Here is an 11,212-nt window from a genome sequence, read left to right on the forward strand (position 1 = left end):
CCCCGCGGTCCAGATCGTCGCAGCGACAAGGGCTGCAGCCCGCTTTCGATTGCGGAGAGAGCCTGCTTCTCCCATATAGACGCCGGATCGACGCGAAGGGCCCGGCCGGGGCCACGCGCCTTGCGGGAGTTTGGATCATGGTCGGCAGCAGCAACCGCTTTCTCGACGATATCGCGCGGCTGGCCACCGATGCCGCCGGCGCCGCCCAGGGCGTGCGCCGCGAGGTCGAGACCGTGGTCAAGACGCAGATCGAGAAGCTGCTGCGCGAGCTCGACGTGGTCAGCCGCGAGGAGTTCGAGGCCGTCCGCGAGATGGCGCTGATCGCCCGCGAGGAGAACGACAGGCTCGCCGCGCGCCTCGCCGAGCTGGAAGCGAAGCTGCCCAAGGCCTGAGGCGCTCTTCGGCGCTGGGCTCAGGGTCTTTCGCCTGCCGCGACCCTGCCGGTTCATCAAAGCCCTCGTCTTCGGCGAGCCCGTCAGGGCAGCCGACGGGACGGGGGCTTTTTTCGGCCCCGGCCCCCCGCCACCTCCGTCCACAGCCATGTGCTGTGGACAGCAGCCGTGAGGGATTGAGCGGCGCCCCCGAATCCGGGGAGCTTCGGCGCCGTGTTGGGAGCGTCACAGCGCCTGCGCTATCGTCGTTGGAAAGACTTGATTCGTCTGGCGGATTCATGCCGCCGCGCGAGCTCGCGGGCCTTCTCGGAGCGCCCCGGAAGTGTGTTGCGTTCCTTCCGTTTCCTGTCGCCGTGTTCCTCTTCTCGAACGCGCCGGGCGCCCCTGCCCGGAGGTGGACCTAGGGCATGATGGACCTCGACCTGGATGCCGATCTCGAACGGCCCGGCAACCCTCTCGACCTTTTCGAACGTCTCGCCGCCTTCAACGACTGGAGCTTCGACCGCGACAGCGAGGACGAGCTGTCGGTATCCGTCACGGGCGGCTGGTCGGATTATCACGTCGCGATCACCTGGCTCGCCGAAGTGGAGGCGCTGCATGTCGCCTGCGCCTTCGACCTGAAGGTGCCGGAGCGGCGCCGCGGCGAGGTGCTGCAGCTGGTCAGCCTCGTCAACGAGCAGCTCTGGCTCGGCCATTTCGATCTGTGGAGCAGCGAGAGCGTGGTGATGTATCGCCACGGCATGCTGCTCTCGGGCGGGGCCGAGCCCACCGAGGAACAGGCGGTGGCGCTGATCAAGGCCGCGATCGACGCCTGCGAGCGCTATTATCAGGCGTTCCAGTTCGTGGTCTGGGCCGGCAAGAACGCCAAGGACGGGCTGGAAGGCGCGATGCTGGAGACGATGGGCGAGGCCTGAGCGCCTGCGCCGGCGCCCTTGACCCGGCCGACCGGGCGGGGTCTGCTCCGCGCAGGGGCGCCGTCATCGGCCCCGCAGACCGTCTCAGCCCGCGAGCCTCGCCATGTCCGCCAGCCTTCCGCAATCGCTCGTCCTCATCGGCGCCGGCAAGATGGGCGGCGCGATGCTCGAGGGCTGGCTGCGCATCGGCATCGATCCCAAGGGTATCAGCCTCATCGACCCGAAGCCTTCCGACGAGATGGTCGATCTCGCGGCCGCGAAGGGCATGCTGCTGAACCCCTCCGCGAAGGAGATCGCGCCTGCGGAGGTCGTGGTGCTGGCGACCAAGCCGCAGATGCTGGATACCGCCGCTCCCGCGGTTCAGGCCTTCATCCATCCCAAGACGCTGCTCATCTCGATCCTCGCCGGCAAGACGCTCGGCGACCTGTCGACGCGCCTGCCGAATGCGGGCGCGATCATTCGCGCCATGCCGAACCTTCCCGCTTCCGTGCAGCGCGGCGCGACCGCGGCGGCGCCCGGCAAGGGTGTCAGCGCCGCGCAGCGGGCCACGGCCGACGCGCTTCTTTCAGCCATCGGCAAGGTCGAGTGGCTCGATGACGAGGCGCTGATCGACGCGGTGACGGCGGTGTCCGGCTCCGGACCGGCCTATGTCTTCCATCTGGTCGAGTGCCTGGCCAAGGCCGGGACCGAGGCGGGATTGCCGGCCGATGTCGCCGAGCGGCTGGCGCGGGCGACGATCGAGGGCGCGGGCGAATTGCTGTTCCAGTCGCCGCTGCCGCCGGCCACATTGAGGCAGAACGTCACCTCGCCGGGCGGCACCACCGCGGCGGCGCTCGAAGTCCTGATGGCCACGGACGGGCTGGCGCCGCTGATGCAGCGGGCCGTGGCTGCTGCCAAACGTCGCGCCGGGGAGTTGTCGGGCTGATCGGCCTTTTCTCCGCCATCGATGGCTCCTAGCTTGAGGCGATGCAGCGAAGCGCGAGGAGCCGTCCGATGAGCAGCACGCCCGTTTCCGCCACCCCCGCCAGCGACGAACCGACCGCCGGCGGCAAGCCGCTCGATCCGCGCCGCCGGGCCGTCGATGCGCTGATGCGCCTGGCCGCGATCCGGCCCTGGGATGCGATCGAGCTGCCCGACATCGCGGCCGAAGCCGGCCTGTCGCTGGCGGAGCTGCGCAACCTCTTCCCGTCGAAGCTCGCCATGCTGGGCGGCGTCACCCGCATCGTCGATGAGGCGGTCCTGGCCGAGAGCGGTGACGATCTCGCCGGCGAGCCGATCCGCGAACGCCTGTTCGATCTCGTGATGCGCCGTCTCGATGCGATGGCGCCCTACAAGGCCGGGCTGCGCCGCATCGCCCCGGTGATCCGGCGCGACCCCCTCGCTCTGGCGGCGCTGAACAAGGGCGCGGTGAATTCCTGGCGCTACATGCTCGCCTCCGCCGGCATCCCGACCGAGGATGCGCTGGGCAACCTGCGCGTTCAGGGAGCGGTGCTGCTGATGGCGCGCGTCTGCGAGGTCTGGCTCGAGGATGACGAGCCGGAGCTGTCGCGCACCATGGCCCGGCTCGACGGGGAACTGAAGACGGCGGGGCGGATCATGGGGCGGGTCGAGGACGTCCACCGGCTGACGGCGCCGCTGCGAGGCCTGGCGCGGGCATTCTGCTCCGGCCGGCCGGTGCGGGCGCGGCGCCGGGAGCGGGCGGAGACGATGCGCAGCGGCGACGAGCCGCAGGATTACGTTCCGGCGATCTGACGGCCTCGGCATGCCGGGTAAAATTTCGTTAGCGTTAAGCGAAGCTTAGACAATCGAGGCGATGCTGAGAGGAATTTAACCTCTCGGGTTCCCCGGATGTCCATGTTTCGAGCGCTCTTCAATCTCTCGATCAGCCGCTCCTTCGCGCTGATCGCGGGTCTTTCGATCGTCATCGCGGTCGCGAGTCTGGGCTTCACGCTGCTGCAGGCGCGCGACGAGATGATCGAGCTGAAGCGCCAGGAGGTGCAGCACGCCACCGAAATCGCGCGCACGACCATCGAATCCTACCGCGCCCGCGCTGGCCGTGGGGAGATGACCCGGGCCGAGGCCCAGACGCAGGCGATCGCCGCCGTGGCCGGCGCGCGCTTCGACGATGGCAACTACTACTTCGTCTATACGTTCGACGGCGTGAGCGTCACCCATCCGCGGGCTGACATGGTCGGCAAGGATCTTTCCGGCCTCAAGGACCCCAGCGGCAAGCTGCTCGTGCAGGAATTGATCGCCATCGCGAAGGCGGGCGGCCCCGGCGGCTTCTTCGACTTCCTCTGGGTCAAGCCGGGCGACCAGAACGCGACGCGTAAGATCGCCTTCGTCAGCGGCATTCCGGACTGGAACTGGGCTGTCGGCACCGGCCTGCACGTGCACGACGTCGATGCCAAGTTCACCGCCATGCTCGCCGGCGTCGCGAAGGTGCTGGTGCCGCTCGGCCTTCTGATGATCGCGCTGGTGACGGTGCTCAGCCGCCGCGCCTCCGCGATGCTGCGGACCACCACCGCCTCGATGGCCGCTCTCGCCGCCGGCAAGTTCGACACGCAGATCACGCATCAGGACCGGGCGGACGAGATCGGTGCGATGGCGCGGGCGCTGGTCGTCTTCCGTGACGCTGGTCTGGCGAAGAAGGCGATGGAGGTCGAGAAGGCGCGCATGGAACAGGAGGCGGCCGGCCATCGCGACGCCGCCGAGGGCCAGCGCCGCCGCAGCGATGCCGAGCGGGCCGAGCACAGCCGCATCCAGGCCGACGTGGTGAACGCGCTCGGGATCGGGCTCGAGCGCCTTTCCGATGGCGACCTGACCTATCGCATCGAGGAGCGCTTCACGGCCGAGTACGCCAAGCTGAAGGACGATTTCAACGCCGCCATCGCCAAGCTGCAGGATGCGATGCGGCAGATCGCGACCAACACCGAAAGCATGAAGTCGGGCTCGACCGAAATCAGCCAGGCGGCGGACGATCTGGCGAGCCGCACCGAGCAGCAGGCCGCCTCGGTCGAGGAGACCGCGACGGCGCTCGACGAGATCACCGCCACCGTGCGCCAAACCGCCGAAAGCGCCCGCCTCGCCAATCAAGCGACGACGCAGGTGAAGGCGGAGGCCGACCAGTCCACCCGCATCGTGCGCGACGCGGTGACCGCCATGGGCGGCATCGAGAAATCGGCCTCGGAAATCTCCCAGATCGTCGTGGTGATCGACGAGATCGCCTTCCAGACCAATCTCCTGGCGCTGAACGCCAGCGTCGAGGCGGCCCGTGCGGGCGATGCCGGCAAGGGCTTCGCGGTCGTCGCCTCCGAGGTGCGCGCTCTGGCCCAGCGCTCGGCCTCCGCCGCCAAGGAGATCAAGACGCTGATCGAGAGTTCGACCGTCGAGGTCGAGAAGGGCGTGCAGCTCGTCGGACAGACCGGCGGGGCCCTTCAGCGCATGGCCGCGGAGATCGAACGCGCGACCGGGCTCGTCGCGGAAATCGCCAGCGCGGCCCAGGAACAGGCCTCGGGCCTCCAGCAGGTCAATGCGGCCGTGGCCGACATGGATCAGGCGACCCAGCAGAACGCGGCAATGGCCGAGCAGTCCACGGCCGCGGCCCACGCCCTGTCGCAGGAAGCCGATCGGCTCGCGGCGCTGGTTGCGCGCTTTCAGGTCGGCGGCGATATCGTGGGGCTCAAGGCCATGGCGAAAACGATGCAGGCCGCAGCCGCGCCCGCGCCCCGCCCGGCCGCGGCGAAGCCGGCTCCCGCTCGGGTCGAGGTCGCGGCTCCGATGCGCAAAGCGGCCGTCAACTCCCGAGACAGCGGCTGGGCCGAGTTTTGAGCGGACCGGCCCCCTCCGCAGCGGCCGCCGCGCCGATCGCCTACGACGATTTCCTGAAGGTCGATATCCGCGTCGGCACCATCGTCGAGGCTCAGCCTTATCCCGAGGCGCGCAAGCCGGCGATCAAGCTCGTGATCGACTTCGGCGAGCCGATCGGCCGCAAATCATCCTCCGCGCAGATCACGAAGCACTACCGGCCGGAAGAGCTGGTCGGGCGCCAGGTGCTCGCGGTGGTGAACTTTCCTCCGCGTCAGATCGGCAAGTTCCGCTCGGAGGTGCTGACTTTGGGGGTGCCGGATGCCGATGGCGAGGTCGTGCTGATCGGGCCGGGGCAGGCCGTGCCGGATGGCGGGCGGCTGTTCTAGACAAAGCGCATCCCGAAGGCGCATCGCGCATCCTCATGAGGCATGACCTCGGCGCGCCGCGTCATGCCGACGTGCCGTGACCGGCGATCTGGGCTCCCGGCGTCGAAGAAGGGGCGCGCTCGAGGCTCGGCGAGCGGCCTTTACTGGCCCAGCAAAGCCACCGGAGGCGTGAACGCGCCGCCGAAATCCTCGACATGCTTGGCGACGATCTTCTGGTAGCTGTCGTTCCAAGCTGCGACCGTGGCTGTCTCGATCGGCCGATTTTCGCGAGCAGCGCCGATCAGCGCTAGCTCGATCTGATCCTTGACCACCGTCAGATTGCGCGATGCGGCGAAATGAGCCTTGAATTGCGTATTGTAGCCGAACGCCGTCAATGCCGCGATGATCACGGCCAGGATCCCGCCGAAGACGGCGATCCTCTGCACATCGGTACCGCGCCACCAAGTCCACACAGCGCTGATCGCGGCGATTACCAGTGCTGCAGCAACCAGCCGATGGTACCAGTCATAGGCCCAGTTCGCCGAGCGATCGTAGTTTTCGATCAGGGCGATCAGCCGCTCGCGCAGGAAGAGTGCCTGTTCCGGCATCGCCTCCTGCTTGAAGGAGGCGGAGATATAAGCGCTGCAAATGCGATCACGCTTCCTCGTCGCGTCGTTCGTCGGGCAAAGGCCGAGATAGGATGGTTTCGGATCGGTGCTCCATTGCCATGTCTCGGCCCGGGCTTCCCGGCCGAATAGCAGGCCCACCACCATGATGAACAAGGCAGCCCGAAACCACCGCATATGCCGCTCCCCACCCCAGTTCCGCGACCGAGCCTAGCGCGACGTCAGCATGAACACAATTATTACGAGTATTTATGATAGAATACTCTTATTGGATGCAGAGCGGCGCTCAAGCTGGACAAACCGCGTCGCCTCACCCATATGCGCCGCGCCGTGACGCGCGGAGGCATCGGGCTTGCAGATCGAAGAGACCCCGGCGGGTGTGCCGGATGAGCCCGTGCGGCGCGATGAGTTGGCCTATCGGCTGAAACAGCAGCGGCTGCTGGCCGAATTCGGCCGCATGGCGCTGCGGGAGGGCGATCTTCCGGGCCTTCTGCAGCGCGCGACCGAGCTCTGTGCCGAGGGGCTCGACGCGCCGTTCTGCAAGGCGCTGGAGTTTCTGCATGGCCCCCGCGTCCTGCTGATGCGGGCGGGGGTGGGCTGGCGCCCCGAGGAGATCGGCCATGCCACGCTGGGCGCCGATCTGGAATCGCCCGCCGGCTTCGCCTTTCAGACCGGGCAGCCGGTTCTCTCCAACCATCTGACGCAGGAGACGCGGTTCCGCACGCCGGCGTTGCTCGCAGCCTATCGCATTCGGCGCGCCGTGAATGTCCTGATCGATCTCGGCGGGAAGGATGACGGACCCTTCGGCGTGCTGGAGGTCGACAGTTCCGATCCGGGCGATTTCGACGAAGACGATGTCGTCTTCCTCAATGGCTGTGCGCGTATCCTGGGCGCCGCGATTGAGCGCAATCGCTCGGATGCAAAGCTTCAGAAGGCGCTGGACCGGCAGGGGATGCTGATGCGCGAGATGAGCCACCGCATCAAAAACAGCCTCGGCGTGGTCAGCGGCCTCTTGCGCATCAACGCCAACAGTGTCGCCGATCCGGCGGCGAAGACGCTGCTGCATGATGCCGAGCATCGCGTGCTGACGATCGCGCATGTCCACAACCATCTCTGGCAGGGCGAGCGCATCGGCGAGGTGAATATCGGCGAGTTCCTGCGCGAGTTGTGCAAGTCTCTCGGCCGCTCGGTCGATGGGGTGACGATCGATTGCTCGGCCGACGATGTGGTCATCGACGCCGATTTCGCCATTCCGATCGGGCTGATGGTCAATGAGCTGGTGACCAATGCGGTGAAATACGCCTTCGAGCCGGGCGGGCCGGGGAAAGTCGTGGTCGCGCTTCAGGCCGGAGAGGAGGAGTTGCGGCTCGTCGTCGAAGATGACGGGCGCGGCCTGCCGGCCGATTTCGACCTCGCCGCCGCGCGCAAGAGCTTCGGCATCCGCGTCATCACCAGTCTCGCCGGACAGCTGCAAGGGCAGTTGCGGGCGGAGAACCTGGCGCAGGGCTGCCGGTTCTCGCTGGCCTTCCCGCGACACAAACCGAAGGACGAGGCGTCAAACCGGTAGCCTCACCGTCGCCCGCAATCCCCCCAGCTCCGAATCCGCCAGGATGATGTCGCCTCCATGGGCGCGGGCGATGTCGCGGGCGATGGCGAGGCCGAGCCCCGTGCCGCCGCCATCGACATTGCGCGCCTCGTCCAAGCGGAAGAAGGGGCGGAACACCTCCTCGCGCTGCTCGGCGGGAATGCCAGGCCCGTCATCCTCGACCATCACGATCAGGTAGCGCGCATCATGCGTCGCGCGGATGGCGATGCGGTCGCCATAGCGGGCGGCGTTGGAGACGAGGTTGGTCAGCAGGCGCCGGAAGGCGTCCGGCCGGATGACGACCAGCGGGTCGCCCACCACGGTGAGTTCCGTCTGGTGGCCCTGGCGCTCGGCATCGGCCTTCAGCTCTTCCAGCAGGGCGCGGATATCGGTCTCGACCGCCGTCTCCCCGGCATCGCCGCGCGCGAAGGCGAGATAATCCTCCAGCATGCGGCTCATCTCGTCGATGTCCTTTTCGAGGGCGTCGATCTCGGAGGAGCGCTCCATCAAAGCGAGCGAGAGCTTGAAACGGGTGAGGATGGTGCGCAGATCGTGGCTGACGCCGTTCAGCATCGTCGTGCGCTCGCCGATGGCGCGCTCGACGCGGCGCTTCATCTCGATGAAGGCGTTGCCGGCGCGCCGAACCTCCCGGGCGCCGCGCGGGCGAAATTCTGCGTCGCGGCCCTTGCCGAAGGCCTCGGCCGCATCGGCCAGCTTCAGAATGGGGCGGATCTGGTTGCGCAGGAACAGCACGGCGATGGTCAAGAGGATCAGCGAGGTGCCGATCATCCAGACCAGGAAGATATGGCTGTTCGAGGCATAGGCCGCGTTGCGCCGTGTCAGGATGCGCATCACGTCCTTGCCCAGCTTGATGCGGATCTCGATCAGGCTGGAGCGGCCGACCGTGTCGAGCCAGAACGGGCGGGCCACCTGCTGGCTGAGCTCGGTCGAGAGGGCGCTGTCGAGCAGCGAGAAGAAGGGGCGGGGCCCCGGTGCCGGCAGGTCGGAATCGGGGATGATGTCGACATCCATGCCCAGCCGCTCGGCGGCTATGCGCGAGAGCGTGTTGAGGTCCGGGTCCTGGGGATAGCTTTCATAGACGTCGATGAGCATGGCGATATCGGCCGAGACTGCGGCCGAGAGGCGCTGCGTAACGGTCTGCCAATGGCGCTCCATGAAGACATAGGCGATCACCGATTGCAGGATCACCACCGGCGCGATCACGATCACCAGCGCACGGGGATAGAGCCCCTTGGGCATGTACCGCGCGACGAGGTTGAGCGGCTGGCCGACGCGGCGCAGAGCCGGCTTGAGCCGGGCATTGGCCTCATGGGCGAGTCCAGCGAGGGCTCCGGCCAGCCGCCGCGCGCCTTGCCGCAGGGCCACGCCATGGCGGCGCGCTGCGCTCACGGGCGGTCCGTCATCAGCCGGTAGCCGACGCCGCGAACGGTCTGAAGATAGAGCGGGTCGGTTTGGTCGGGCTCGATCTTGCGGCGCAGCCGGTTCATCTGCACGTCGACGGTGCGGTCATTGGCGGCCGAGCCTTGCGCGGCCAGCTCCTCGCGAGGCACCACCTCGCCGGCGCGCTCGGCCAGCAGGGTCAGGATCTCGCGCTCGCGCTCGGTGAGGCGGATGGTCTCCTCGCCTTTGCGCAGGTCGCCGCGCGAAAGCCCGTAGATGAAGGGGCCGAAGCGCACGAATTCCGGCCGCGTGGAGGATTGCGGCGCATCGACCACGATCGTGCGCTTGAGGATGTTGCCGAGCCGCAGCAGCAGTTCGCGCGGCTCAAAGGGCTTGGCGAGATAGTCGTCGACGCCGATCTCGAGGCCGTTGATCCGGTCCCGCCCGTCGGCGCGGGCTGTGAGCATCAGGATCGGCACGGAGGAGCCGCCGCGGAAGCGCCGGGCGAAATCGAAGCCGTTCTCGCCGGGCATCATCACATCGAGCACGATCGCATCAAAGACGAGGGTGACAAGGCGCAGATCGGCCTCGGCCGCATTGGCTGCGGTGGTGACGCGGTAGCCGTTGTCGCCGAGGAACCGGGCCAGCAATTCGCGCAGGCGCCGGTCGTCATCGACCACCAGCACATGCGGGGCTTCGTCCGGCAGGATCTTGCGGGGCGGCTTGGCGGCGGTCTCGGTGAAGCTCATCCAGGCGGTTTCCGGAGCGCCCGGCGGCGCGGTGCCTCCGGGTCTAGCACAAGGGGAGGAGAGGGTCACAGGCGCGACGCTCCTCACGATGACGGCCCGCGATCAACTGGCCAGCAGACCCTGGACCTTGGGGCGCTCGGCGGGGTCGATCAGCGCCGCGAGATAGCGCGCCACGGTGTCGGCGGCTTCCGGGCCCACCGCGTCGAGCGCGCGCCGGATGCGCTTGGACTGCAATTGCACCAGCCGCAGCGCCAGATCCTGCCCCGCCGGGGTGGTGTGCAGATGGCGCTGGCGCTTGTCCTGCCGGCCGGTGCGCTGCTCGATATAGCCCTTCTCCACCAACTCCTTCAGCACGCGGTTGAGGCTCTGCTTGGTGATCTGCAGGATGTCCAGCAACTCCGCGATGGTCAGCCCCGGCCGGCGCTGGACGAAATGCAGCACGCGGTGATGGGCGCGGCCGAAGCCGTAATCAGCCAGAATGCGGTCCGGATCGCCGACGAAATCGCGATAGGCGAAGAACAGCAGCTCGATCAGGTCGAAAGGTACCGGGCCGTCCGGCTCCGCCGGTACGGATCGCGTCAGGGCTTCGACCACATTGCCGCTCCAAAAAATTAGGTCAAGGTTGTTGACATATCTCAGACGGAAGATTACCGGTCAAGCGCACTGAGCGAACGAAAGTTTCAATCCCTTTCCATCCAGCGCAGTTTTCGACCCATGCCCGTGTTTCCGGAGGTCCCGCTGGGCGTTCCGGGCCGACGGGGCATCCAGGAGACAAGTCCATGTCAGTCATTCCTTTCGACCAGCGCGACGGCGTCATCTGGTTCGACGGCAAGCTCGTGCCGTGGAAGGACGCCAAGGTCCACGTACTGACCCATGGCCTGCATTACGGCTCCTGCGTGTTCGAGGGCGAGCGCGCCTATGACGGCGTGATCTACAAGTGCACCGAGCACTCGCAGCGCTTCCACGCCTCGGCCGAGATCATGGATTTCACGATCCCCTATTCGGTCGCGGAGCTCGACCAGGCGAAATATCTCTGCCTCAAGGAAAACGGGCTGAAGGACGCCTATCTGCGCCCGGTCGCCTGGCGCGGTTCGGAGATGATGGCGGTTTCGGGCATGAACAACACGATCCACACCGCCATCGCGGTCTGGGAGTGGCCGAGCATGTTCGACATGGCCGCCAAACTGAAGGGCATCCGCCTCGACGTCGCGACCTATCGCCGGCCCGATCCGGCCTGCGCGCCGGTCCATGCGAAGGCGGCGGGGCTCTACATGATCTGCTCGCTCTCCAAGCACAAGGCGGAGCGCGGCGGCTATGCCGACGCGATGATGCTGGACTGGGAAGGCAATGTCGCCGAATGCACCGGCGCC

The 11,212-nt window shown here is 67.4% G+C and carries 12 protein-coding genes; 8 read left to right on the forward strand and 4 right to left on the reverse strand.

All coding sequences use genetic code 11. The annotated features are described in order from the left end of the window. Positions 1-137: 137 nt before the first annotated feature. The 6 genes from ACOJTB_RS05980 (at position 138) to ACOJTB_RS06005 (ending at position 5,502) form a co-directional block, all read left to right on the forward strand. Positions 138-392: an accessory factor UbiK family protein gene (locus ACOJTB_RS05980; RefSeq protein WP_420101604.1), complete on the forward strand. Its 255-nt coding sequence runs from the start codon at positions 138-140 to the stop codon at positions 390-392. A gap of 407 nt (positions 393-799) precedes the next feature. Then, positions 800-1,306, forward strand: a complete 507-nt coding sequence (locus tag ACOJTB_RS05985; RefSeq protein WP_420101605.1) for a type III secretion system chaperone family protein — start codon at positions 800-802, stop codon at positions 1,304-1,306. A 103-nt stretch (positions 1,307-1,409) separates the two neighbouring features. Further along, a complete protein-coding gene (gene proC / locus ACOJTB_RS05990; RefSeq protein WP_420101606.1) occupies positions 1,410-2,231 on the forward strand; it encodes a pyrroline-5-carboxylate reductase in 822 nt (273 codons plus the stop codon). A gap of 68 nt (positions 2,232-2,299) precedes the next feature. Further along, entirely contained in the window at positions 2,300-3,058 is a 759-nt protein-coding gene (locus ACOJTB_RS05995; protein WP_420101607.1) for a TetR/AcrR family transcriptional regulator, read from the forward strand. Positions 3,059-3,154: 96 nt separating this feature from the next. Then, positions 3,155-5,137 carry a methyl-accepting chemotaxis protein gene (locus tag ACOJTB_RS06000; protein ID WP_420101608.1) on the forward strand — a complete coding sequence of 661 codons (1,983 nt, stop codon included), beginning with the start codon at positions 3,155-3,157 and terminating at the stop codon, positions 5,135-5,137. Further along, positions 5,134-5,502, forward strand: coding sequence for a tRNA-binding protein (locus ACOJTB_RS06005; protein ID WP_420101609.1), 369 nt, complete (start codon positions 5,134-5,136; stop codon positions 5,500-5,502). The genes ACOJTB_RS06000 and ACOJTB_RS06005 overlap by 4 nt, the downstream gene beginning before the upstream one ends. 140 nt (positions 5,503-5,642) lie before the next feature. Here ACOJTB_RS06005 and ACOJTB_RS06010 read toward each other — a convergent pair whose 3' ends face one another. After that, positions 5,643-6,263 carry a hypothetical protein gene (locus tag ACOJTB_RS06010; RefSeq protein WP_420101610.1) on the reverse strand — a complete coding sequence of 207 codons (621 nt, stop codon included), beginning with the start codon at positions 6,261-6,263 and terminating at the stop codon, positions 5,643-5,645. Positions 6,264-6,459: 196 nt separating this feature from the next. Between ACOJTB_RS06010 and ACOJTB_RS06015 the strand changes: the two genes are divergently transcribed. Further along, on the forward strand, positions 6,460-7,674 hold the full coding sequence (locus ACOJTB_RS06015) for a sensor histidine kinase (protein WP_420101611.1): 1,215 nt from the start codon (positions 6,460-6,462) through the stop codon (positions 7,672-7,674). Here the strand turns inward: ACOJTB_RS06015 and ACOJTB_RS06020 are convergent. The 3 genes from ACOJTB_RS06020 to ACOJTB_RS06030 all read right to left on the reverse strand — a co-directional run bounded on the left by ACOJTB_RS06020 (position 7,663) and on the right by ACOJTB_RS06030 (position 10,436). Then, complete coding sequence (locus tag ACOJTB_RS06020) at positions 7,663-9,051, reverse strand: ATP-binding protein (RefSeq protein WP_420101616.1); 1,389 nt, start codon at positions 9,049-9,051, stop codon at positions 7,663-7,665. The two genes, ACOJTB_RS06015 and ACOJTB_RS06020, sit on opposite strands and share 12 nt — an antisense overlap. Positions 9,052-9,098: 47 nt before the next feature. Continuing rightward, positions 9,099-9,842, reverse strand: a complete 744-nt coding sequence (locus ACOJTB_RS06025; protein ID WP_420101612.1) for a response regulator — start codon at positions 9,840-9,842, stop codon at positions 9,099-9,101. 102 nt (positions 9,843-9,944) lie between these two features. Next, entirely contained in the window at positions 9,945-10,436 is a 492-nt protein-coding gene (locus ACOJTB_RS06030; RefSeq protein ID WP_420101613.1) for a MarR family winged helix-turn-helix transcriptional regulator, read from the reverse strand. Positions 10,437-10,621: 185 nt separating this feature from the next. Here ACOJTB_RS06030 and ACOJTB_RS06035 point away from each other — a divergent pair. Beyond that, on the forward strand, positions 10,622-11,212 hold a 591-nt coding region (locus ACOJTB_RS06035; protein ID WP_420101614.1), incomplete at its 3' end, for an aminotransferase class IV.

It is taken from the genome of Allobosea sp., from assembly GCF_048595345.1.
Lineage (GTDB): Bacteria > Pseudomonadota > Alphaproteobacteria > Rhizobiales > Beijerinckiaceae > Allobosea.